At 58.4% G+C, this 24,287-nt stretch carries 21 protein-coding genes and 1 tRNA gene; 8 read left to right on the top strand and 14 right to left on the bottom strand.

Annotated features, from left to right (window positions below; all coding sequences use genetic code 11):
* Positions 1-218: 218 nt before the first annotated feature.
* Positions 219-1,508, top strand: coding sequence for a Gfo/Idh/MocA family protein (locus QRN55_RS01150; protein ID WP_284774121.1), 1,290 nt, complete (start codon positions 219-221; stop codon positions 1,506-1,508).
* Positions 1,509-1,797: 289 nt separating this feature from the next.
* Here the strand turns inward: QRN55_RS01150 and QRN55_RS01145 are convergent, their stop codons facing one another.
* A complete protein-coding gene (locus tag QRN55_RS01145) occupies positions 1,798-2,547 on the bottom strand; it encodes an SDR family oxidoreductase (protein ID WP_284774119.1) in 750 nt (249 codons plus the stop codon).
* Between the two features lie 14 nt (positions 2,548-2,561).
* Complete coding sequence (locus QRN55_RS01140) at positions 2,562-3,146, bottom strand: nucleoside 2-deoxyribosyltransferase (protein ID WP_284774117.1); 585 nt, start codon at positions 3,144-3,146, stop codon at positions 2,562-2,564.
* A gap of 164 nt (positions 3,147-3,310) precedes the next feature.
* Between QRN55_RS01140 and QRN55_RS01135 the strand changes: the two genes are divergently transcribed.
* Both QRN55_RS01135 and QRN55_RS01130 read left to right on the top strand, forming a co-directional pair.
* Positions 3,311-3,937: a ribonuclease D gene (locus QRN55_RS01135; protein ID WP_233137015.1), complete on the top strand. Its 627-nt coding sequence runs from the start codon at positions 3,311-3,313 to the stop codon at positions 3,935-3,937.
* Positions 3,938-4,186: 249 nt separating this feature from the next.
* Positions 4,187-5,785: a hypothetical protein gene (locus tag QRN55_RS01130; protein ID WP_284774115.1), complete on the top strand. Its 1,599-nt coding sequence runs from the start codon at positions 4,187-4,189 to the stop codon at positions 5,783-5,785.
* Positions 5,786-5,900: 115 nt separating this feature from the next.
* Here QRN55_RS01130 and rpsA read toward each other — a convergent pair whose 3' ends face one another.
* Together rpsA and cmk are read right to left on the bottom strand one after the other, a co-directional pair.
* The gene (gene rpsA / locus QRN55_RS01125; RefSeq protein WP_111839598.1) at positions 5,901-7,601 is read right to left on the bottom strand and encodes a 30S ribosomal protein S1; all 1,701 of its coding nucleotides are present in this window, start codon (positions 7,599-7,601) and stop codon (positions 5,901-5,903) included.
* Between the two features lie 165 nt (positions 7,602-7,766).
* Positions 7,767-8,399 (bottom strand): (d)CMP kinase, encoded by a 633-nt coding sequence (gene cmk, locus QRN55_RS01120; protein WP_284774111.1) that lies wholly within the window; start codon positions 8,397-8,399, stop codon positions 7,767-7,769.
* Between the two features lie 230 nt (positions 8,400-8,629).
* On the opposite strand from cmk, the gene QRN55_RS01115 reads away from it, so the two are divergent.
* The gene (locus QRN55_RS01115) at positions 8,630-9,016 is read left to right on the top strand and encodes a TIGR02300 family protein (protein ID WP_111839600.1); all 387 of its coding nucleotides are present in this window, start codon (positions 8,630-8,632) and stop codon (positions 9,014-9,016) included.
* Positions 9,017-9,169: 153 nt separating this feature from the next.
* Positions 9,170-9,245 (top strand) — tRNA-Ala (locus QRN55_RS01110).
* Between the two features lie 670 nt (positions 9,246-9,915).
* On the opposite strand, the gene QRN55_RS01105 is transcribed toward QRN55_RS01110, so the two are convergent.
* The 5 genes from QRN55_RS01105 to QRN55_RS01085 form a co-directional block, all read right to left on the bottom strand.
* Positions 9,916-10,803, bottom strand: coding sequence for a DUF4167 domain-containing protein (locus QRN55_RS01105; protein WP_284774108.1), 888 nt, complete (start codon positions 10,801-10,803; stop codon positions 9,916-9,918).
* A gap of 374 nt (positions 10,804-11,177) precedes the next feature.
* The gene (prmC, locus tag QRN55_RS01100) at positions 11,178-12,002 is read right to left on the bottom strand and encodes a peptide chain release factor N(5)-glutamine methyltransferase (RefSeq protein WP_502871277.1); all 825 of its coding nucleotides are present in this window, start codon (positions 12,000-12,002) and stop codon (positions 11,178-11,180) included.
* 38 nt (positions 12,003-12,040) lie between these two features.
* Positions 12,041-13,120, bottom strand: a complete 1,080-nt coding sequence (gene prfA, locus QRN55_RS01095) for a peptide chain release factor 1 (RefSeq protein WP_284774104.1) — start codon at positions 13,118-13,120, stop codon at positions 12,041-12,043.
* Positions 13,121-13,149: 29 nt separating this feature from the next.
* Positions 13,150-15,417: a phosphoenolpyruvate--protein phosphotransferase gene (ptsP, locus tag QRN55_RS01090; protein ID WP_284774102.1), complete on the bottom strand. Its 2,268-nt coding sequence runs from the start codon at positions 15,415-15,417 to the stop codon at positions 13,150-13,152.
* Positions 15,418-15,584: 167 nt separating this feature from the next.
* Positions 15,585-16,865, bottom strand: a complete 1,281-nt coding sequence (locus QRN55_RS01085) for an aspartate kinase (protein WP_284774101.1) — start codon at positions 16,863-16,865, stop codon at positions 15,585-15,587.
* 355 nt (positions 16,866-17,220) lie between these two features.
* Between QRN55_RS01085 and QRN55_RS01080 the strand changes: the two genes are divergently transcribed.
* The gene (locus QRN55_RS01080; RefSeq protein ID WP_284774099.1) at positions 17,221-19,077 is read left to right on the top strand and encodes a DEAD/DEAH box helicase; all 1,857 of its coding nucleotides are present in this window, start codon (positions 17,221-17,223) and stop codon (positions 19,075-19,077) included.
* Between the two features lie 54 nt (positions 19,078-19,131).
* Here the strand turns inward: QRN55_RS01080 and QRN55_RS01075 are convergent, their stop codons facing one another.
* Positions 19,132-19,965, bottom strand: coding sequence for an SH3 domain-containing protein (locus QRN55_RS01075; RefSeq protein WP_284774097.1), 834 nt, complete (start codon positions 19,963-19,965; stop codon positions 19,132-19,134).
* Positions 19,966-20,186: 221 nt separating this feature from the next.
* Between QRN55_RS01075 and ubiG the strand changes: the two genes are divergently transcribed.
* Positions 20,187-20,933, top strand: coding sequence for a bifunctional 2-polyprenyl-6-hydroxyphenol methylase/3-demethylubiquinol 3-O-methyltransferase UbiG (ubiG, locus tag QRN55_RS01070; protein ID WP_112501749.1), 747 nt, complete (start codon positions 20,187-20,189; stop codon positions 20,931-20,933).
* Here ubiG and QRN55_RS01065 read toward each other — a convergent pair.
* The 4 genes from QRN55_RS01065 to QRN55_RS01050 are packed head-to-tail and all read right to left on the bottom strand — an operon-like array spanning position 20,930 to position 23,327.
* A complete protein-coding gene (locus tag QRN55_RS01065; protein ID WP_112501748.1) occupies positions 20,930-21,358 on the bottom strand; it encodes a DUF1178 family protein in 429 nt (142 codons plus the stop codon). The genes ubiG and QRN55_RS01065 overlap by 4 nt on opposite strands.
* A complete protein-coding gene (locus tag QRN55_RS01060; protein ID WP_284774728.1) occupies positions 21,355-22,215 on the bottom strand; it encodes a carbon-nitrogen hydrolase family protein in 861 nt (286 codons plus the stop codon). Before QRN55_RS01060 ends, QRN55_RS01065 begins: the two co-directional genes overlap by 4 nt.
* A 36-nt stretch (positions 22,216-22,251) precedes the next feature.
* A complete protein-coding gene (grxC, locus tag QRN55_RS01055) occupies positions 22,252-22,506 on the bottom strand; it encodes a glutaredoxin 3 (RefSeq protein WP_233123970.1) in 255 nt (84 codons plus the stop codon).
* A gap of 44 nt (positions 22,507-22,550) precedes the next feature.
* A complete protein-coding gene (locus tag QRN55_RS01050; RefSeq protein ID WP_284774094.1) occupies positions 22,551-23,327 on the bottom strand; it encodes a ComF family protein in 777 nt (258 codons plus the stop codon).
* 62 nt (positions 23,328-23,389) lie between these two features.
* Here QRN55_RS01050 and QRN55_RS01045 point away from each other — a divergent pair, with 62 nt between their 5' ends.
* Positions 23,390-24,286: a methyltransferase domain-containing protein gene (locus QRN55_RS01045; RefSeq protein WP_233123973.1), complete on the top strand. Its 897-nt coding sequence runs from the start codon at positions 23,390-23,392 to the stop codon at positions 24,284-24,286.
* The last annotated feature ends 1 nt before the right edge of the window (position 24,287 follow it).

The following is a 24,287-nucleotide window of genomic DNA, read 5'->3' as shown; positions in this document are numbered from 1 at the left end:
TTCTATGTGGCCACCCTGAGCGAATGGGTGCAATGCAGCATCAAATATGCTTGCCTAAAAATCATAATATGACTTTAATGACTAGATAGTATCTATCCGTCGGTCAGACGGCTCCCAGCCCACCCCTCCATACGATATCGCTGGCCCTGGATGATACTCGCTGTGTGACGTGCGGGTGCTCGCCGTCAGTGGAATGACGACATACAAAGGGAAACCAGGTGAAAATCGCGATTGTAGGATGCGGATCACGTCACAAGATGTTTCGCGATTCCGTAACAGAAGACTATGCGGACAAGCACGAAATCGTTGCGCTCTGCGATAGCAATGCTCATCGCCTGGGCGAAGCTGCCAATGCCATTTCCAAGCCAGGCACCAACGGCGTACCCACCTATCTCGCCGAAAATTTCGATCAGTTGATTGCCGAGCAGAGACCGGACACCATCGTCGTTGCCACGCCGGACTTTCTGCATTCCGATTACATCGTGCGAGCCTTCGAGGCTGGCTGCGATGTCATCTGCGAGAAGCCGCTGACAATCGACCTGTCCCGACTGAAACAGATCGTCGATGCGCAGGCGCGGACGGGACGAAAGGTCATGGTGACCTTCAATTACCGTTACTCCCCTGCCCGCACGCAGATCAAGGACATGCTGGCATCTGGCGTGATCGGCAAGATCACCGCCGTGGATTTTCGCTGGCATCTGGACCGTGTCCATGGCGCGGATTACTTTCGGCGCTGGCACCGTCACAAGGAAAATTCCGGCGGACTGCTTGTCCACAAATCAACGCATCATTTCGATCTCCTCAACTGGTGGCTCGCATCCGTCCCGACGCAGGTGTTCGCCTCCGGTCAACGCGCCTTCTACCGACCAGAGACGGCAGTGGAACTCGGTCTGCAAGACCATGGCCCGCGTTGTGCCGACTGTCCGGTGGCGGAAAGGTGCGCTTTCCGCCTCGATCTTGCCGCCGACGCCCAGTTGCGCGCGCTCTACCTCGATGCGGAGGACGAGGATGGATATTTCCGCGACCGCTGCGTCTTCGATGCAGATATCGGCATTGAAGATACGATGCAGACCCATATTCGCTACGCATCCGGCGTCACCGCCAACTACACACTGACCGCCTACTCACCCTGGGAAGGGCTTGAAATCCGGTTTCAGGGTACGAAGGGCGAGATCATTCACAAGCACATCGAGGTTCACGGTGTCTTTGGTGGCGTCCGTGACCACGCCGACGAAGAAGCCATTACCACGCAACTGCATCTTGCCGGGGAATTGCCAAGAATGATCGACGTGCCGAAGGCAACCGGCGATCATGGGGGCGCAGATCCGGTCATGCTGGGCTATATCTTCGCACCAGAAACGATGGAACCGGACAGGTTCAACCGCGCATCCGACCACGTATCCGGTGCATGGTCCATTCTGACGGGTATTGCAGCTAATGCGTCTATCGAGACGGGATCGTCAGTCGATATCCAGTCCATGTTGACATCACGCAGCATCAATATCTGAACGCGTGAAGAGCCGTTAGCTTGCAGTGATGAGAATTGATGTCCTGAAAAGGAAAAAGCCTGCCGCGGGAGGAGGTGCGGCAGGCTTTAAACTTGATCGACAACTGGGAGGAGGAGTGCTGTCGATCCACATCTCGCGACGCTGGGAGGAGGAGTGCGTCGCTTCGATGATTTGAATATAGTCGCCTTCTCAGAATTTAACAGAGCAACTCTCGCAATGCAGGAATGCATTTTTGCATAGCTCGGTGATTGTTGCCCTATTTTTCATCACATAGGAGTGTTGTTATCAGTCAAACATCTCTGTGAACTTGAAATCCGGCAAACGACTGATTAACCGGCATCAACTCTATGCTATTGATATTGATATGCTTTGGTTGCGAGGCAACCCAGTGAATGGTGTTTGCGATATCTTCGGGACCGATGGGATTGACGCCTTTATAAAGTGCGTCGGACGCCTCCTGGTTTCCACCAGTGCGCACCACGGTGAACTCGGTTTCGCACATCCCCGGCTCGATCGAGGTCACGCGAACGCCCTTGCCATGCATGTCCGACCGCAAACCCAGCGAAAACTGGCGCACGAACGCCTTCGTACCGGCATAGACGTTGCCGCCTGTGTACGGCCAACTGGCCGCGACGGAGGAAAGGTTGATGACCACGCCCCGGCGCTCGATCAGCGTCGGCAATAGATGATGCGTGACGTTCAACAGACCTGTGATGTTGGTATTGACCATCGTATGCCAGTCTTTCAACGGAACGCCGGGAGCTGTTGCCGTGCCCAGAGCGAGACCGGCATTGTTGACGAGGACATCGATGTCCCGGAATTCATCCGGTAATGATTCGAACGCCGACGCCATCGCGGCTTCGTCGGTTATGTCGAAGACCATGCCGTGAAACGCCGCGCCGAGCTCTTCGCCCAGTTTCGCGAGCCTGTCTGCCCGGCGACCCGTGCCGACGACTTTCCAGCCATCTTTCACAAACAATCTGGCCGTCGCCTCGCCAAAGCCCGAGGTCGCGCCCGTGATAAGAATTGTTCCGCTCATCTGCTGTCTCCGCCTTACTGATTTTTCTGTTCAAGAAGCGCTTGAACTGCATGCTGCAAGCATTCCTTGAATGCCTTGAGATCAGTGTAGAGCGCTTCCACTGGCGCGTCCCCCACCACCACGACACCACTGCGCCGCAAAATTCCGCCATGCAGCATGAGATTGTCCGCCATGTCGAAATTCTCGATCGACAGCCCGTCTGGTCCCCGGTAACGACCGGCGTCATCCAACGTCGCGACATCGCCGTAATGGCTCTTGATGCGGGTGAAATGATCAGCGGCAACGTTGGTATAGGCAAAGACCGGCTTGCCCAAGGCGCACATGAAGCCGAGCTCGAAGCTGGTTCCGGTATCCGCTGCAATGCCGCGAAACGGTGTGAGGTTGGCGATGATGGCATCAGCCTCGATCATCATCTGCTCATCCACGGCATTGATGTTGCAGCCATGACCGATTTTCGTCTCTGCCGGAGGGATCTGGAGATCGCCAGGAGAAAGCGGGATGAAACCGGCCTGACGGGCGAGTTCGGCTTTCGCATCGAGCATTTCACGGGCATTCGGCAGGAAAACTTCCGGCCCGGCGAGATAGACTTTGACTGACATGGGAAGAGGCACTTCTGATTAAAATGAGCAATGGTGGGTAGCTTAACCCGCCGTTCCGCCGCAGTGCAAGGCCAGCTCCCGCCTTAAGAAAACACGAGGAAACAGTATCGCGAAGAGGCACTTTGCGCTATAGCCGCCGCAACAATCCAGAAGTGGAGACAGGCATGGCAGCGACGATCCGTTATCACGAAGGCGATATTTCTGCACGGGATGCAGCCCGCTATACTGGCGCGGTCGCAATCGACACGGAAACGCTGGGACTTGTGCCGAGACGCGACCGGCTGTGCGTCGTTCAGCTTTCGCCCGGCGATGGCAGCGCCGATGTCATTCGCATTTCGGCGGGCCAGAAGGAAGCGCCCAATCTGGTCATGCTGCTAGAAGACCCCGCGCGCCAGAAGATTTTTCACTACGGGCGCTTTGATATTGCGGTGCTCTTCCACACTTTCGGCGTCACCTCCACGCCGGTCTTCTGCACCAAGATCGCCTCGCGCCTCTGCCGGACCTATACGGACCGCCATGGCCTGAAGGATAATCTGAAGGAAATGCTGGAGGTCGATATCTCCAAGGCCCAGCAATCGTCCGACTGGGCTGCGGAAAAGCTATCTCAGGCGCAACTCGAATATGCCGCATCTGACGTGCTGTACCTGCACGCCTTGCGGGACAAGCTCACCGCCCGTCTGATTCGCGATGGTCGCTATGAGCACGCAGAAGCCTGCTTCGCGTTCCTGCCGACACGCTCCAAGCTTGACCTGCTGGGCTGGGACGACACCGATATCTTCGCGCACAGCTGACCACGAGCATCTGCAGCGCGCCTAAAGCGCTTGGTTAGCGGAACGTTAATCTTTCAGGATCATTGTTCAAGCAGTTGATTCGACACGCATGCCAGCAATCGCGGCTGCGCTGTCTCAAACTGTTCTATGCCGCATGAGCGGACGGAAATAGTCCCTGCCTCGTCGCCAAGGCCCAAATCGAAAGCCGGGCCGTTTCAAGCTGATATGTCCTGTATCCGTAACGGGACGTATCGAGGAAGGGAGCGCGCAATGTTACCGCCTGTCAGCCCCGTGAGCGCAACCGACGCCTCTTTCAACACCGCGACACCGCGCCAGGATGTTGCCCCTGCACAGACCACTGTTACGACGACGGTACCCGCAGAGCCGCCGGACGCCCCTAATCTCGCATCCAGTACCGGCATCCGCGCAGTATCCGGCGAACTCCAGCTTTCGAAGAATGTGAGCGTGCTGGCCGAGACGCTCGGTAAGCTTTTGAACATCGCTCGCATGGATGGCGAAGCCGCCGAAGCCTACGTCAACCGTCTCGTTGAGAACATCAAGACACTTGGCCCAGACCAGAAGGCAAATCTGGAAAAAGCGCTGGGCAGCATCTTGCGCGGCATCAGCCTGGACATTTTGGCGAGCGCGCTGAAAAGCTCGGCTGGACCGGAAGCCGCACGCCTGGCCGTCCTGTTTGAGCTCACACGCTCCGGTCAGGCAGCACCACAGAACAAACCCTCGGTCCCGACCTATTTGCAGGATATTCTGCCGCGAAATCCAGAAGCCGCCCAGAGCCCCAATGTCAATCCAGCCAGGCTACCCGCGACTTTACCTACGGGCGTGGAAAAGGCCTTGGCGCAGATGCCAAAACCCGAGATGCTGATTGCGGCTGAGGTAAAAGCAGGCACGCCAATGGCGAAGCCATCGTCTAATCTTGGGCAGGGTGCAGATTTCGATATAGCCAGTCCCGCGAAGCCTGCGATGGTTGCGGTCTCCTCCAATCCGGTAGGTAAAGCTGCTGTAAACGCACCCTTGGTTCCGGTTGACGCTCAAGTGACGACGATTCCTCAACCATCTGAGGCCACCAGCAAACCGACATCTGTCGCCAACGGACAGACTGCCCAAACCGCTGCCCCTCAGCCGGGAAAAATACTGGCACCGATAATCGCGCAACAGCTTGATGTGCCGCTGCAAGAAACGGCAGAGCCGCCTCAAGGCACGCCCCTCCCCGCTACGCCGTTGGGCGGCAAGCTGAGTGCCGTCATTGCAAACGCGTTTCTGGCAGCCTCGCCTAAAGAGATGGAAAAGCTGTTGCTTGCTGCCGTTTTGGGGAAACTCCCTGAACGCGCCGAGGTCACGACAACGCAGATGCCTGCGGGCGCATGGGTAGAGCCGGAGCTAGAACATGCCTCCAAATCGCAGGTCCTCCATACAATCAATCCACAGACAAAAGCCGAACAGGCGGCAGAAGACAGCCTGCTTACCTCTCAGCGCCCCGAGATGATTGCCGCCCAACGCACAGCCGTTGCACACGATATGAAGGCCGCAATTCTTGAGCAGCCAACGCTGCATGCAGCCGTCGCAGCAATGATGGCGAAGGAGGCAGCGGCGCTGCCCTACGTCGCCTACCCCTCGGCAAAAGATGAGCATGAATCGGATTCCCCGCCACGTGGGAGCTGGCCGTCATCGCAGGGTGATGCGGAAGATGCAGACAGCGGCGGCGAGCAACCAGACCATGAGTCGTCTCAGGAGGAGCGGACGGCAGCCAATGATGAACCTATCGATCATTCCGTGTCTGAAGGGGCCAACGATGATGGGTCCGTCGGTAATGCCGAATCCTATTATCTGAGGATGAGCGGTTTCTCCTGAAACCGCATCGGCCTGAAAGCTGAAACCATCAGCAGGCCGGAGAACTCAAAGCCCATGAACGAAAAAACCCGCCGGATCGCTCCGGCGGGTTCTTTATTTCTTATACTAGGACCGATTACTCGGTGCGACCCTTCAGAGCCGCGCCAAGGATGTCGCCGAGCGAAGCGCCGCTGTCGGACGAACCGAACTGAGCAACAGCTTCCTTCTCTTCTGCGATTTCCAGAGCCTTGATCGAAAGCATGACCTTACGATCCTTCTTGGAGAAGTTGACGACGCGTGCGTCGAGAACCTGGCCAACCGAGAAACGCTCTGGACGCTGATCGTCACGATCGCGGGCCAGGTCGTTGCGGCGGATGAAGGACGTGATGTCTTCATGAGCAACGAGCTTCACTTCGATGCCACCTTCGTTCACGCCGATAACTTCAGCGGAAACAACAGCGTTCTTGCGAAGTTCGCCAGACGTTGCGGCTTCACCGACAGCGTCCTTGCCGAGCTGCTTGATGCCGAGCGAGATGCGTTCCTTTTCGACGTCTACGTCAAGAACAACAGCCTTTACGGTATCACCCTTGTTGTATTCCTCGATGACCTGCTCGCCTGGACGGTTCCAGTCGAGGTCGGACAGGTGGACCATGCCGTCGACGTCGCCTTCGAGACCAATGAACAGGCCGAATTCGGTCTTGTTCTTGACTTCGCCTTCGACTTCAGTGCCGGCAGGATGGCTGAACGCAAATGCCTGCCATGGGTTCTCAAGCGTCTGCTTGAGGCCCAGCGAAATACGACGCTTGGAAGGATCGACTTCGAGAACGACAACGTCGACGTCCTGTGTTGTGGACAGGATCTTGCCGGGGTGTACGTTCTTCTTGGTCCAGGACATTTCGGAAATGTGGATCAGGCCTTCGATGCCTGGCTCCAGCTCAACGAATGCACCGTAATCGGTGATGTTCGTGACCGTACCGGAAATCTTCTTGCCAACTGGATACTTGGCAGAGATGCCATCCCAAGGATCAGACTCGAGCTGCTTCATGCCGAGCGAGATACGGTGGGTTTCCTGGTTGATACGGATGATCTGAACCTTGACCGACTGACCAATGTTGAGGATTTCCGAAGGATGGTTGACGCGGCGCCAAGCCATGTCCGTGACGTGCAGCAGACCGTCGATGCCGCCGAGGTCAACGAACGCACCGTAATCGGTAATGTTCTTGACGACGCCGTCAACAACCTGGCCTTCTTCGAGGTTCTGAACGATTTCAGAACGCTGCTCGGCGCGGGACTCTTCGAGAACCGTACGACGCGATACGACGATGTTGCCGCGACGCTTGTCCATCTTGAGGATTTCGAAGGGCTGCGGGTTGTGCATCAGCGGAGTGACGTCGCGGATCGGACGGATGTCGACCTGCGAACGTGGAAGGAACGCAACAGCGCCATCCAGATCGACGGTGAAGCCACCCTTGACCTGGTTGAAGATAACGCCTTCGACGCGTTCGCCAGCTTCGAACTTGGCTTCGAGCTTGACCCAGCTCTCTTCGCGGCGAGCCTTCTCGCGCGACAGAACGGCTTCGCCCAGAGCGTTTTCAATACGCTCAACGTATACTTCGACTTCGTCGCCGACCTTCAGGCCGCCGTCTTTGGAACGGGCGCCGAATTCCTTGAGCGCGATGCGGCCTTCGACCTTGAGGCCGACGTCAACGATCGCAACGTCCTTTTCGATCGCCGTGACGATACCCTTGGCTACATAGCCTTCAGCAAGGTCATTGGAAGAAAAGGACTCTTCGAGCAGCGCTGCGAAATCGTCGCGCGTGGGAGTAGCTACAGACATTCAATCTCCTGAGAGTACCCAAATAATGGATACAAAGCACCGGGGGTTCGTGTTGATCATTCCCAAATCCATGCCCGCCTCTCTCAACGAGGCTTTCCGGCGCAGGGCATGCTTTCGGGATATTCCAGTCTAGACGAGGTCCGGTTGGCCCGGCTCCCGCAAATGTTATTTCTCCAGAGCAGCATCGATAATCGATTTCGCTGCCTGAAACGCCGCCTCTATACCCATTTCCGACGTATCAAGCAAGTGCGCGTCTGCTGCTGGCTTCAAAGGACTATCGCTTCGTCCCATATCGCGCGCATCACGCTTCTTCACGTCTTCGAAAACCGCGTCGTAATCCGCCACTTCGCCCGCCGAAATGATTTCATCATAGCGCCGCTTCGCCCGCACCTCGGGGGATGCTGTGACGTATAGTTTCACCGGCGCATCCGGGCACACCACTGTTCCGATATCTCTACCATCCAGAACCGTTCCCGGCTGCCGCGCTGCGAACATTCTCTGCGCCTGCACCAGCGCACGGCGCACGGCGGGCATGACAGCGACCTTGGACGCCGCCTCCCCGACCTCGTGCCTTGCCAGCACGGCGCGATCCAGACCGGAAAGCTCCAGATGCAGCGCCACCTGTTCCGCCACCGCCTCGTCATCCAGCGGCAAGTCTGCGTCCAGCAGTGCCTTCGCCGTTGCGCGGTAGGTTAACCCGGTATCGAGATGGTGAAACCCGTAGACATCGGCGATTCTGCGCGAGAGCGTTCCCTTGCCCGCGGCAGCAGGCCCGTCGATCGCGATGGTGAATGTCATGGCTCGATATTACCCTGCTCTGAATAGGGCCTGACGACCCGGCAGACGCTTATTATAAGTCATGCGTCCGATCATCAAGTGACAACGTGCCATGCAACCAGCGCTCTTTATGAAGTTTATCTTTGACAGGAAACGCATCAGCTATTAATGGGACCGGCTAGAAATTTACCGTGTACTGCCGGAAATACGGCGTAAACACCGAACCCATCTCACAATTCGAGGCTTAGACAGTGGCAAAAGCGGACCTTGGCACCAAGCGTACAGACCCTGATACCGGCAAGAAATTCTACGACCTGAATCGCGATCCTATCGTGTCCCCATACTCCGGCAAGTCCTGGCCGCTTTCCTTCTTCGAAGAAACGACCGCTGCCAAGAAAATGGAACAGCAGGCCGAAGAGGAGGAAGTCGCCGAAGTCGATACCGAAAACACGGAAGTCGAACTCGTTCCTCTGGAAGACGCCGATGGCGACACTAGCGGTGACGACATTCCAGATATCGAAGGCGATGACGACGTCGAACTGGACGATGACGACGATACGTTCCTCGAAGCAGACGAGGACGATGAGGACGACGACGTCTCCGGCATCATCGGCGTCAGCGACGACGACGAAACCTGATTTTCCACAGGATTTCTCGCCCGACGTCAAAAAAATGTCGTCGGGCGAACTTTTCGGCTTGCCATCTTCCAGAAGCAGAAGTATCAAGCCGCCACCGACGCAAACAACTGCTTCGGTTCCCGGAACCGGATTGAAAAATACCGGCACCCTTATGGGGCTATAGCTCAGCTGGGAGAGCGCTTGCATGGCATGCAAGAGGTCAGCGGTTCGATCCCGCTTAGCTCCACCAATTTCCCTTAGTAATAATCGTACCAAAATCACGATGACGGAATTTCGTTTTTTTTCAGAGCACATTGTTCTGTTTTTCGTTTTGGAACCTCTCGTCAATCACACGATTTTTCCACACTACTCCGAGCTGTCCGCCTAACTCGTCACCTATCCTCCGGGAGTATATGCCCAAAGGAACTCCACAGTCTCGGAGACCGTGTCTTGCAAGCCGCAGTCGTCGCACCTTGAGAACGGATCGACCGCCATTAAATCGCTGCTACGCGTCAGGAGGGAAGGGTAGCCTCGCGCGGGCTTACTTGGCGTGGATTGGTGAGAGACTCGTTTCATCAGCCAGTGGGCGCTTCCGATGGCGACCAACGTGGGAACCTATCGCCGCCAAAGGGGACCGTTTGAAACAATCAAATTCACATATGCTCTTGGAACGTTTCAGATTCTTTTTGTGAACCTTCGAGAACCGGAACACGGAATTTCGAGGTGGGGGTTTTACAACGGCCCCTCAAGGTGGAAGATCAAGGCGTGGAATGCGCCTGTGAATCTCCGACGTTACGCTTGAAGAGACGACCGCCGATCGGGATTATCTTTTCAATCAGATAAATCGGGACACCGATCGCACAAAAAACCCGGCAAAGCGCCGGGTTTCGTTTGTTTGTCACACAATCAATGTCTCGATCTTAGTCGGCAGCGTTTTCCAGCGTTGGGGCGTCGCCGCCTTCGGTGGATTCCGCGTTGGTTTCGCCTTCTTCAGCTCCTGCGGCGCGGCGTGGGCGACGTGGGCGGGGGCTGGTGCTGCGGGGGCGGCGTGGAGCGCGTTCGGAGGCGGCGGAGTTGACCTGGGCTTCCTCTTCGACTGCCACTTCCTTGGGCGTGCCTTCGATGACCGGCTGAGGCGCGGAGCTGGCGTCGTAGACCGGCGCGCTGACGGCTGCTGCTACGGCTGGGACCGGCGCTGTGTCATCTTCCGCTTCACGGGGCTGGCGTTCCTGACGGGCAGGACGCTCGCGACGGTCGCGGCGCTCGTTACGGTCCTGACGTTCAGGGCGATCCTGGCGCTCGGGGCGTTCCTGTCTCTCCTGACGTTCGCCCTGATCGTTGCGTTGGGCCTGCTCGTTACGCTGGGAACGCTGCTCGGGCTGATCATGATTGACCGGCATGGAGACGACGACGTCATCGTTGTCATCGCCGTCCATCTCGTCACCATCGCGCTCCTGCTGGAACTCGCCGCGATCATCGCGCTGGAAACGCTCCTGCATTTGCGCCTGTGCAGATGCAATGATGCGGTTGTAATGTTCCGCGTGCTGCAAATAGTTCTCGGCCATGACGCGATCACCGGAGCTCTGGGCATCACGGGCAAGCGTCGCGTATTTCTCGGCTATATGCTGGGCCGTGCCGCGGATCTTAACATCGGGGCCGGAGCTGTCATAGCTTCTGGTGAGCGGGTTGCCACCCTTGCGGTTGAAGTTGTTGCTGTTACCGCCACCACCGCCGCCGCCGTTGCCACCATTGTTATTGTTGTTGCTACCACGCCCCCGGCCGCGCTTGTTCTGCTGTCCTGGCCTCATCAATTGCTCACCTGAATTCTATTTTGCTAATTCTCGTTGTTTCGTTGCAACGAAAAACCGACGGTTTGGCCAGTTTTACGACGTTGCGCCCATCACGCGCCTTGACCCTAAAGGACAAGACCTCGCGTTTTGTGCCCAGATGCGCAAATGCTGCATCGAGCTGCCTGCGAAGAAAGTTTACTGATTCACATGCCGGGAATGCCCAGCCTTTCAGGGTTCTCAAAAAAACCCGCTTCGGGACTGATTCAAACCATGGCGAATCTAAAATTCACCGTCAGCCACCCTGCATGTAGGCGCAAACTAGCCCGCTTCCTGCGGAAATCCAAGCCTTTTCTTTTGCTTTGCAAAATAACCTTGCACAAAACCCATAGACACTACCGACCAAAAATCAGGGCGCGATCATTGCCGCCGTAATCCTTCACCGCCTCGAGACAGGCATAGCCATTGGTCGCGAATATGCCTGTTACATCGTCTTTCTGATCATAGCCGATTTCAACACCGATGATGCCACCATCCACCAGAAATTCCACAACTTTTTCAGCAATGATGCGGTATGGGGCAAGGCCATCTGCACCGCCATCAAGCGCCAGCATGGGATCGAAATCGCGGACGTCGCGGTCCAGCGTCTTGATCACATCCGTTCTTATATAGGGTGGGTTCGACACGATTATGTCAAAGCGGCCCTCGATGCGATCGAACCAGTTGCTCGCGACCGCCGCAAAACGGCTGGTGAGGCCGTGTCGCTCAGCATTTTTCTGTGCAGTTTCGAGAGCATCCGGCGCGATATCGCTGCCGATGCCTGTGGCCTCAGGGCACTCGCTGAGGAGCGCGAGACAGATGGCACCAGTGCCGGTGCCCATATCCAGCACACGCGCCTGACCGGCCTGTCCTGCCATGCCACGGAGGTGCGGCAGCAGGACATCGACCAGCACCTCGGTATCTGGCCGTGGTTCCAGTGTGCCCGAAGACAGGAGAAGGTCGAGACCGTAGAACTCGCGATGGCCGAGAATGCGGTGGACCGGCTCGCCTTCTGCGCGCCGGGCGACGAGAGAAGCGATCTGCTCTGCCTCGGTCTCGCTGATGAGTCGCGTGCCGTTCAGCACGAAATCGGTTAGCGAAAAGCCGATGACCTCCCCTGCCAGCAGCCTGATATCGGTAAGCGGTTCCGGCACGCCTGCGTCCCGCAGCCGGTCTCGCATCCTAGCAACAAAGGCTTGCACCGTGAGCGGCGTCTCGCTCAATGTTGCTCGCCCAGTTGCGCCAGTTGACCTGCCTGATAATCGGCAATCAGCGCATCGACCATTTCATCGATATCGCCTTCGATCATGCGGTCGAGCTTATAGAGCGTGAGGTTGATGCGGTGGTCCGTCACGCGCCCCTGCGGGAAATTATAGGTGCGGATGCGCTCGGACCGGTCGCCGGAGCCGACCTGGCTCTTGCGGTCTGCGGAGCGCTCATTATCGACCTTCTGGCGCTCGATATCGTAGAGTCGCGAGCGCAGGACCTGCATGGCTTTCGCACGGTTCTGGTGTTGCGATTTTTCGGACGAGGTAACGATGAGGCCGGTGGGCAAGTGGGTGATGCGCACCGCCGAGTCCGTGGTGTTGACGTGCTGGCCACCGGCACCGGACGCGCGCATCGTATCGATGCGGATGTCTTCGGCGCGGATTTCGATATCGATTTCCTCGGCTTCCGGCAGAACGGCGACGGTTGCCGCCGAGGTATGGATGCGCCCGCTGGCCTCCGTTTCCGGCACACGCTGCACCCGGTGCACGCCGGATTCGAACTTCAGCTTCGAGAACACACCGCGTCCAGTAATTGTGGCGATGATTTCCTTGAAACCGCCCGCCTCGCCTTCGCTGGCGGAGAGTATCTCGACCTTCCAGCCCTTGGTGCTGGCGAAACGCTCGTACATGCGAAACAGGTTGCCGGCAAAAAGGGCCGCCTCGGAGCCGCCCGTTCCGGCACGGATTTCGACGATGGCGCTTTTCTCGTCTGCGGCGTCCTTGGGCAGAAGAAGGATTTGCATGTCTTTCTCGAGCTGCTCGATACGCTCCGACATGTCGGGAAGCTCGGCCTCGGCAAGCTCGCGCATATCCCTGTCGGTGGATTTGTCTCCCAGCAGGGTTTCGAGATCGGCCACTTCGGCAAGCGCCTTCTCATACTCGCGGATGGTTTTGACCACCGGCTGCAATTCCGAATATTCAGACGCCAGCTTCACGTAGACATCGGCGGCAGGGCCAGCCGACATGCGCGCTTCGATTTCACCGAAACGCCGCTCAAGCTCACGCATTTTTTCGACGGGAAGCTTCGCCACCTGTCACGCACTCCAATTTTTCTTGGCTTTCAAATAGGGATGGAATGGGTCGCTGCAAAGCGCAAAAGCACCTGACGCATGCTTTCCACCGACTTGTTGTCATCCAGCGCTGCTTCCAGCTCCTCCGACAGGGCTGCCGCATCCAGCCCCAGCAGCATGGCTTTGACCGGCCCGATGGCAGTGGGGGACATGGAAATGGAGCGGAAGCCAAGGCCGATCAGTGCCATGGCCGAAAGCGGCTTGCTGGCCATCTCCCCGCACAGCGTGACTTGCGTGTTGTTGCGGGTACCGGCGCGGACGATGTCACGCAGGATACGCAGGAAGGGCTTGCCGAGATTGTCGAAACGATCCGACACGCGGGCATTGCCGCGATCCACCGCCATGGTGAACTGGAACAGATCGTTCGAGCCAACCGACACGAAATCGACTTCGGCCATCAATTCGTCCAGCTGCCACATCAAGGATGGCACTTCGAGCATCGCGCCGAATTGCAGCTTGCGCGGCAGGGAATGGCCGAATTTCGACAGATGCTGCACTTCCTTTTGCAGCAACTCCCGCGCAACACGGATTTCCGCGACCTCGGTGATCATCGGCAGCATGATGCGCAGTTCGGCACCCGACGCAGCGCGCAGGAGAGCGCGCAGCTGTGTGCGCATTAAGCCCGGACGGTCGAGCGACAAGCGGATGGCGCGCCAGCCGAGAGCCGGGTTTTCCTCTTCCTGACCGCGCATATAAGACACGACCTTGTCACCGCCGATATCGAGCGTGCGGAAGGTGACCGGCTTGCCTTTGGCGTTGCGCAACACGCTGCGATAAAAGGCTTCCTGCTCCTCGCCCTTAGGCATATTGGAGGCGATCATAAACTGTAGCTCGGTGCGGAACAGGCCGATGCCATCGGCACCGGATTCGTCCAACTGCGGCAGATCGACCAAAAGGCCCGCATTCATCTTGAGATTGACCCGCTGGCCGTCCTTGGTGACGGGTTCGACATCGCGTAGCGCCCGGAACTGTTCCTGACGCTTGGCGCGAAGACGGACTTTTTCCTCGTAGGCCCGCTGAAGATCGACAACGGGGCGCAAATGCACCTGCCCGTCGTCTCCATCGATGATGATGGCGTCATTGTTTTCAGCCAGCGCCACGATGCCTGCGGCCTGACCGATGATGGGAATGCCCATGGCACGTGCAACGATGACGACGTGGCTGGTGACCGCTCCATCTTCCAGCACCAGACCGCGCAGCTTTTCACGCGGGTAATCCAAAAGCTCGGCAGCACCCATGGCACGAGCAAGAACGATGGCGTCCGCCGGGAAATCTTCCTCAGGGCCGCGACCGCCATAGCCGATCAGTTGCCGCAGAAGGCGGTTGGCCAGATCGTCGAAATCATGCATCCGCTCTCGCAGATAGGGATCTGTCAGGCGCATCATGCGCGCCTTGGTGTCGCTTTGAACCTTTTCAACCGCTGCTTCCGCGGTGAGGCCGTTGCGGATAGCCTCTTCCATACGGCGCACCCAGCCCTGGTCATGGGCGAACATGCGGTAGGTTTCCAAGACTTCGCGGTGCTCGCCTTCCGTCGCCACGTCGCGGCGCTGGAGCATGTCATCGATGGACAGGCGCAACGAACCGATGGCCTCCGCCAGGCGGCGGATTTCCATGTCGGCGTCTTCGTTGAGGAGATTGGTGACGACGATTCGCGGATCATGCAGAACGACATGGCCAAGGCCGATGCCTTCGCCATAGGCATCGCCATCGATGGAGACGGCCCGGGTCAGGTCCAACTCCACGCCGGGGCGTGTGATTTTCTTCAATTCACCGCTCGCCACGATCTCCGCGATAAGCATCGCAGTTGTCTCAAGCGCTTCAACTTCATCCTCCCGGTATGTTCGGCTGGTCTTGTTCTGAACGACAAGAACGCCAAGAGTGCGACCGGATCTCAAAATCGGCACACCGAGGAAGGAATGATAAATTTCCTCTCCCGTTTCAGGGAGATAGCGGAAAGCCGGGTGGGCCTGCGCATCGGAAAGATTGAGCGGCTGGGCGGATGCGGCGATGGTGCCGACAAGACCTTGCCCCATTTTCAGCTGGGCCAGATGGACTGCGTCTTTATTGAGTCCTTCGGTGGCGTAAAGCTCCAGAACGCTGTCGGACCGCAGCACGTAGACGGAACACACTTCAGCGACCATGTTGCTGGCAATCTGCCGAACAATCTGGTCGAGACGCTCCTGCGGCTCAAGATGCTCCGCCATCATTTCGCGAAGCCGCTTGAGGAGGACGCGTGGACCTGCGGAAAGGTCTCTCATCGCGTGTGCTCCCTGATGTCTTCACATACGGACCGAGATGATCCGCATGGCAATCAATCAAAATCTATACCGCCTGCACAGCAAGCCGCAAGGCAGGGATGCACAGTCGATCCAACATCTGACACGCCACCTCAAAGAATCGGATGACGTGTATCGACGTTACAGAATCAACTCTTATCCAGACCGTAAGCAGAATGCAAAGTACGAACTGCAAGTTCCGCGTAGGCGCCATCAATAAGGATAGAAATCTTGATTTCCGACGTCGTGATGGCCTTGATGTTGATATTCTTCTCGGCCAAAGCCTTGAACGCGCTGGCAGCAACGCCTGCGTGGCTGCGCATGCCGATGCCGATGACCGATACCTTGGCAAGGCCGGTCTCGTTCTGCACGACATCAAAGCCGATCTGCGCCTTGTTGTCTTCCAGAACCTTGATGGCCTTCGGCATATCACCTGATGGAACCGTAAACGTCATGTCGGTGCGCGAACCATCTTCCGAGATGTTCTGCACGATCATGTCCACATTGATGTGGGATTCGGCCAGCGGGCCGAAAATGGCGGCGGACACACCCGGCCGGTCCGACAGGCGGCGCAGCGAGATTTGTGCTTCATCCTTGGCATAGGCGATGCCGGTTACGACTTCCTGTTCCACGATTTCTTCCTCGTCACAAATCAAAGTACCGGGCGGATTGATAAGGTCACCCATGCCCGGCGCATCGGGATCCTCGAAACTGGAGCGCACGAAGGTCCGAACCTTGTGCACCATGGCAAGCTCCACCGAGCGAACCTGCAAGACCTTTGCGCCCAAGGATGCCATTTCGAGCATTTCCTCGAAAGCGACCTTCTTCAGGCGACGCGCCTTGGGCACGATGCGCGGATCGGTGGTGTAGACGCCATCAACGTCCGTGTAGATATCGCAACGGTCTGCCTTGACGGCAGCGGCGATGGCAACGGCAGACGTATCGGAACCACCACGACCGAGCGTGGCGATGCGGTTATCTGGGCCGAGGCCCTGGAAACCGGCAACGACGGCGACCTGACCTTCGCCCATGCGACGAACGATGTCGGAACCATCGATATCCAGAATGCGGGCCGCGCCATGGGCGTTGTCGGTACGGATCGGAATCTGCCAGCCCTGCCAGGAACGGGCATTGACGCCCATCGACTGCAAGGCGATGGCCAGAAGACCAGATGTCACCTGTTCGCCGGAGGCAACGATGGCATCATATTCGCGCGCATCGTAAAAGGACGCGGAACCTGCGGCACCGGCCACTTTCGGCGTGTTCTGAACCCATTCCACCAGCTCGTTGGTTTTGCCGGACATGGCCGAGACGACAACGGCCACTTCATGGCCAGCATCCACTTCCCGTTTCACATGCCGTGCGACATTATGAATGCGTTCGAGATTTGCGACGGACGTGCCGCCGAATTTCATGACAATGCGAGCCATAGTTGACCAGTACCATCCCATTTTGCCGCCCAACATGGCGGACAAGAGCACAACCCAGCCGGCACCTTCTCAAAAAAGGGCCTCAAGTTGCGGGTCTCATAGCGAAAAGGCATGGTCCACGCAATGCCGTTTATGAACCATGCGGTACGCCTTTTTCGGCGTGACGGGCCTGACCAGCAGCGAATGCGGGTGACGAGCGTACCGCTTTGGTCTGTACAAACGCGCGCATTCACAGTATGAGCGCGTCAATTCAACTGGCTGAATGGCCGAAATGGCCGGTATCGGCTGCTTTATGACCCTTATGATCTAATGGTTTCGAGCGGATGCAGGCAGCCCAATATCCGAAAGACGGTAGATGACAGAAACCCAGGGTATCGCCCCGGCGATTGCACAGGCGTTGGAAAAACGCGGCTATAATGATTTGACCCCCGTTCAGAAGGCCATGCTTGCGCCTGAACTGGATGGACAGGACGCGTTGGTTTCCGCCCAGACGGGCTCTGGCAAGACCGTTGCCTTCGGCATGGCCATTGCACCGACGCTGTTGCAGAAGAATGGCCGCTTCGGCCAGGCCGGCGCGCCACTGGGCATCGCCATTGCCCCGACCCGCGAACTTGCCATGCAGGTGATGCGCGAGCTGGAATGGCTCTACGAATTTACCGGCGTTTCCATTGCGTCCTGCGTTGGCGGCATGGACATCAGAGCCGAGCGTCGTGCGCTAGAGCGCGGTGCCCATATCATCGTCGGCACACCAGGCCGTCTGTGCGACCACATCAAGCGCAAGGCGCTGGACCTTTCGTCCATCCGCGCCGTGGTGCTGGATGAGGCCGACGAAATGCTCGACCTCGGTTTCCGCGAAGATCTGGAATTCATTCTCGAGGAATCACCTGCCGAGCGCCGCACGCTGATGTTTTCGGCAACCGTTTCGCGCAGCATCGCCAAGCTTGCCGAGAGCTACCAGAAGAATGCCGTGCGCGTTGCAACGACATCCGAGCAGAAGCAGCACGTCGATATTGAATACCGCGCCATGGTGGTTTCGCCTTCCGACCGCGAAAACGCCATCATCAATGCGCTGCGCTTTTATGAAGCCCGCAATGCCATCGTGTTCTGCTCCACCCGCGCCGCCGTCAACCATCTGACCGCGCGCCTGAACAATCGCGGTTTTTCCGTCGTGGCTCTCTCGGGCGAATTGAGCCAGAACGAGCGCACACACGCTTTGCAGGCCATGCGTGACGGTCGTGCCCGCGTTTGCGTGGCAACCGACGTTGCCGCACGCGGTATCGACTTGCCGGGTCTCGAACTCGTCATCCACGCCGATCTGCCGACCAATTCCGACACGCTTCTGCACCGTTCCGGCCGTACGGGACGTGCCGGACAGAAGGGCATCAGCGCGATTATTGTGCCGATGAGCCAGCGCCGCAAGGCCGAACGCCTGCTCGAAGGTGCCAAGGTCAGCCCAGCCTGGGTTCGCCCACCATCTGCCGAGGAAATCACCCAGCGCGACGGCGAACGTTTGCTGGCGGATGCTTCGTTGACGGAAAACGTCAATGATGACGAGCGCGATTTCGTCGCCAAACTTTTGGAACAGCACGGCGCCGAAAAGGTCGCTGCTGCTTTCGTGCGTCTCTATCATTCGGGTCGTTCCGCACCGGAAGACATTGCCGAGGTTTCGATTGATGGCGCCCGCAAGCCACGTCGCGACGGTTTCGAGACCGTTGAAAACAACGAGCCACGCCGGGATCGCTCCGACTTTTCCGATAGCGGCTGGTTCACGCTCTCCGTCGGTCGCAAGCAGAATGCAGAGCCACGCTGGCTGATCCCTATGCTGTGCCGCTTCGGCAAGCTGACGCGTCAAGATATCGGCGCGATCCGTATGCAGCAGACGGAAACCTATGTGGAACTGGCCGCCGATGCGGTAGACCGTTTCACCTCCGCACTTGGCAAGGACATGATGCTTGAAAAGGGCATCCGCGTGAAAGCCATGGACGGCAAACCCGAAATGACGGGCGGTGCCCGCGAAGATACGCGCCCGCCGAGAGCCCAGAAGAAATACGTGAAATCCGACCAGGCGAGCGCACGCCCGGGCGACGACAAGCCTTGGAAGAAGAAGGCCAAGCCTGCGGGTGACCATTCTAGTGGCGGCAAGCCTTCGAAATTCGAAGGCAAGAAAGACAAGCCTTTCGAAAAGCGCGGGCCGAAGAAGCAGGATCGATAATAAAAAAACCGGCGGGAATTTCCGCCGGTTTTTTTGTCTGTTATCGAAACCCAATTAACGGGTTGGGCAGCCTGGCGTGCCGATGATGCAGCCGAATTCCTGACCCTGCTGAGGAGGCGGTGGCGGACGATTTCCATCGGGACCGCGGCGACCCTCATCGTTCTGGCGACGGTCGTTCTGGTTCTGGCTCCAGTCGCGGTTGCGATCACGATTTTCGTCGCGGTTCACGTCCCGGTCTCTGTTACCATCGCGGCCACGATTGTCGTTATCCCAGCGAGGGCGTTCGTTGCGGTCGCCATCACGATCCCGCATCGGCGGACGCTGACGGTCGTTCTGGTTCCAGTCGCCGTGGCGCTGGTCCCAGCGACCATCGTTCGGACCCCGGTCACGGCGGTCATCACGACCGCGGTCGTCGCGCCAGTCGTCACGCGGACGCGGGCGGTTGAAATCACCGCGTGGTGGCGGTGCGTTCCAGTAACCGCCGGATGGACGGCGCCAGCGGTCACGCTCGCGGTAGAAATCGCGGTCGCGGTAGTTCTGGTCCCAATAGCGTCCGGCTTCGAAGGTAATGATCGGCACGCCGAGATCACGATAATAGCGCGGCTCTACATAGACGCGGTTCTGGCGATAGATGGCCTGAACGTAACGGCCGGCAACCCAGCCACGACCATAGCTGAACGACACATCGCACCACGGCGTATCCGACAGGCAGCCGTGAATGGTCAGCGGCGCTCCATTGGGAATGACGACCACGGCAGGATAGGCCGTGCTGGGTCCGGACCGCATGTTGACGTTGGCCGTGGAAAAGCCCTGCGTCGCCGCTTGCGCCAGCGCCGGGGCGGTTACCAGCGCAAGAAGCGCAAGGGCACCAAACAGTTTCTTCTTCACTTTTATTCTCCCTCAAGCAAAGGCTTGGCCGCCGAAATCGGCATTGAACATTTTTAGAGATACGCGCCTGATGATGAACGCAGCATGAAACGAAAATCCCCCGATTTCAGTTCCTTGCGGCAATCGATTGCGGCAGGCCCAGCCGTGACTTTACGCACCGCCCCTTGACTTCATGGGGCAATCATCCGACTTCAGGAGTGTACACAGGATGGAGAAGCACCATGAGCGAAGCCACGAAAACGACCGTCGACCAGAGCGAGGTAGACCGTTTCTCCGCCATGGCTGCCGAGTGGTGGAGCCCGACCGGCAAGTTTCGGCCACTGCACAAGTTCAATCCCGTCCGCCTGGAATATATCCGCAACCGCGCCTGCGAGAATTTTGGTCGCGACCCCAAGGCGCACCGCCCTCTGGAGGGCTTGCGCGTTCTCGATATCGGTTGCGGTGGCGGCCTGCTATCCGAGCCGATGGCGCGCATGGGCGCTGATGTGGTGGGGGCCGATCCCTCCGAAAAGAACATCGGCATCGCATCCACCCACGCCCGGAAAAACAATGTTTCCGTGGATTACCGCGCCGTGACCGCCGAACAGTTGCTGGCGGCAGGTGAGACATTCGACATCGTTCTCAACATGGAAGTGGTGGAGCATGTGGCCGATGTCGATCTGTTCGTCACCACCTGCGCAAAGATGGTACGTCCCGGCGGGCTGATGTTCGCAGCTACGATCAATCGGACGCTGAAGGCCCGTGCGCTGGCGATTTTCGCTGCTGAAAATGTGTTGCGCTGGCTGCCACGCGGCACGCACCAATATGAAAAACTGGTACGCCCGGACGAACTGGAAAAGCCGATCCTTGCCGATGGCATGAGCATCATCCACCGCACAGGCGTCTTCTACAACATGTTGCAGGACCGCTGGAACCTGTCATCGGACATGGAAGTCAATTACATGGTGTTGGCAAAACGTCCGTCTTAATTAACGTCGTCAGGCAGGACGGGAAGCGGCGCGACCGCGATCCCCTCCTCGATCAAAGCTTTTGCTTCCTGCGGAGAGGCCTGCCCGATAATGCCACGGGCTTCGGCCTCGCCGTAATGGATCTTGCGAGCTTCCTCGGGAAACTTTTCACCGACATCATCGGTGTTCGCACGGATCGTTGCCAAGGTTTCCTTGATCTTGGCGAAGGCCTGGGCTTGCGCCGCATCGAGTGCCAGCGTTCGTGTGGCCTCCTTCTCGCGCGCGGTCGAGACCGACGGTGCCATCAGCATCTTGGTGACATCCGCGGAATTGCAGACCGGGCACGTCACGAGACCGCGTGCGCGCTGATTGTCATAATCGGCGCTACTGGAAAACCAGCCCTCGAACTCATGGGCTTTTTCGCAATGGAGCGAGTAGCGGATCACTGGGCGGCGCCCATGGCAGCCGAGGTGCTGCCAACCCTATCGAGCGTGAAATCACGCGCATTTTTCAGGTTGGGGATTTTTGCCCGTGCGGCGGGCACAGCTGAGGGATCGATATCCGCATAGATGATCTCCTCACCGCTGCCACCGGCGACGGCGAGAACCTTGCCCCAGGGATCGACGATCATGGAATGGCCAAATGTTTCGCGACCATCTTCATGCGTGCCACCCTGTGCTGCGGCGATGAGGAAGGCACCGTTTTCGATGGCGCGGGCACGCAGGAGAATTTCCCAATGCGCCTCGCCCGTCTGACGAGTAAAGGCGGCGGGAACGGTCAGAACCTGTGCGCCAGCGACAGCTTCTGTGCGGAACAGCGCCGGAAAACGGACATCGTAGCAGATAGCAAAGCCGAATGTGGCAAGCGGCAGTTCCGCGATGCGTGCATCTTTGCCGGGCTCATAGGCCGAGCTTTCCCGCCAGCTTTCGCCATTGTCGAGATCGACATCGAACATGTGGATCTTGTCATAGGTGCAGATGCGCTCTCCATCAGGCGCAAACAGAAAGCCGCGATTGGCGATCTTGCCGTCTGGACGGGCGATGGCGGTGGAGCCGACATGGACATAGATGCCGAGTTCGCGCGCAAGCTTGGCGGCCGTCAGAACAACGATGTCGCCCTTCTCGTCTTTCAGCGACGCACGCAGGGCATCCCGATCCTTCTGGATCGCGCCAGTCATCTCCGGCGTCTGCACGTAGACGGCGCCCTGCCCTGCCGCCTCGCGAACGAGCCGCTCCATTGTTGTGGCGTTCGTTCTCGGGTCAACGCCCGAGCACATCTGGATGGCAGCGGCCTTGAAGCTCATTTTTTCGTTCCCCATTTCGTCGTCTTCTCGTCGATCTCAGGCTGCCAGCAGCGCGTCCAGCTTGCCATCGCGGTCCAGCGCGTGCAGATCGTCACAACCGCCGACATGCTTGTCGCCAATGAAGATTTGCGGAAACGTGTTGCGGCCGGATTTGTCCATCATTTCCTGACGGTAATCGGGATTTGTGGTGGCGTTGTACTCGGTGAACGCGACGCCCTTGCTTTCCAAAAGAGACTTGGCGCGGGCACAGAAACCACAAAAATCGCGCGTGTAAATCGTAACGGATGCCATTTCTTCGAACCCTCGCAGTGTCAGCCAGACCTATCTCTGACCTGTCATATAGGCCCGGAAATCGCCATTGCAAAGGTCAAAACAGTGACATCTGCGGCACCGGCCTTCTTGAGCCTGCGGGCCGCAGCCGCAACCGTTGCCCCGGTGGTATAGACATCATCGACGAGGACCACCCGCTTGCCGGAAATGTCGGCCTCACGGCCCGGCGCAATGGCAAATGCCCCGCGCACATTGAGCTTGCGGGCCCGCGCCGAAAGCCCGACCTGCCGGCTGGTCGGCTTGACGCGGATGAGCGATGACGCAAGCAAGGACTTGCCCGAGAGGGCGGCCAGATGACGGGCAAGCTCCGCCGATTGATTGAAACGGCGTGCCAGAAACCGCCGCCGGTGCAAGGGAACCGGCACGATGCAGTCGCATGCCGCAACCATGCCATCGCTGGCGCGCAGCATCCATGTCGCCATCAACAATGCGAGATCGGTGCGGTCGAGATATTTGAGCTGGTGGACGAGCTTGCGGGCCGGTCCATCGTGCACGGTGGCAGCCCGCAAACGCTCGAAAGGTGGAGGCGCGGCGATCGCCTCGGCGCAGACGATGCCGCGACCGTGATCATGGCTGAACGGAATGCCCAGCACTTCGCAATAGGGCCGCTCGATGAACTGCACACCCGCCCAGCACGCCGCGCAAAAGGCACCGTCGTTTTGCGTCTTGCAGCCGCAACCGAGGCAGGATGGCGGATAGACGAACTCGCTCAGGCTGCGCAGAAAGCCGCGCAGCAGACGCAAACCACCGTTGCTGGAAATCCGTTCTTCCCATTCGCCCATGAGGTTGACAATAGGCGCGAACGGGTGCCTTTGCGACACTAAAATTTGAGATGGATCACCGCATGGACATAGTTTTCGACCCGGCGCTGGTGGAAAAAAACCGCAGACGCGCATGGCACATCGGGGACGACAAGGCCCTGTTTCTGCTCGACATCGCCGCAGACGAAATAGCCGAGCGCATCGGCATCGTGGAGCGCCATTTCGACGAAGCCGTCGAACTGCATGGCGCGACCGGTGTCACCGCACGGCGCATCATGGAGACCGGCAAGGTCGGCCACATCACGCGCGTCGAAACAGATGCTGCGTTTGCCGCAGAGCATACATCGCTGACGGTAGCACCCATCGAGCAAGTCCCGCTGCAGCCCGCATCCGCCAACCTCATTGTCTCGCCGCTGAGCCTGCATCTCACCAATGATACGCCCGGCACGCTGATCCAAATCCGCCGCGCGCTGAAACCGGACGGACTGTTTCTCGCCGCCATTCCCGGCAGCGGCACCTTGCAGGAACTGCGCGACGTGCTGCTGACGACGGAGGCCGAACTGACCGGCGGCGCAAGCCCACGCGTCATCCCCTTTGCCGACGTGCGAGATGTGGGCGCGCTGTTGCAGCGTGCCGGTTTTGCGCTTCCGGTAACCGACGCTGAAACCTACACCGTCCGCTACGACTCCATTTTGCCGCTGATGCGCGATCTCAGGGCCATGGGAATGGCAAATCCGTTGGCGGGCCGCAGCAAAAGACCACTGACGCGGCGATTCATCATGCGAGCAGCGGAAATCTATGCCGAGAAATATTCAGATGCCGATGGCCGCATTCGCGCGACATTCTCGATCATCTATGTGTCTGGATGGGCCCCGCATGAGAACCAGCAGAAGCCTTTGAAACCGGGCTCCGCCAAGGTTCGGCTTGCCGATGCTTTGAAAACTGCGGAGATCAAGCTGCCGCGACGCGACAACGAGTAAG

Origin of the sequence: Agrobacterium sp. lyk4-40-TYG-31 (genome assembly GCF_030209855.1) — a bacterium.
Lineage (GTDB): Bacteria > Pseudomonadota > Alphaproteobacteria > Rhizobiales > Rhizobiaceae > Agrobacterium > Agrobacterium vaccinii.
This window is presented reverse-complemented; position numbering and strand designations above follow the sequence as displayed.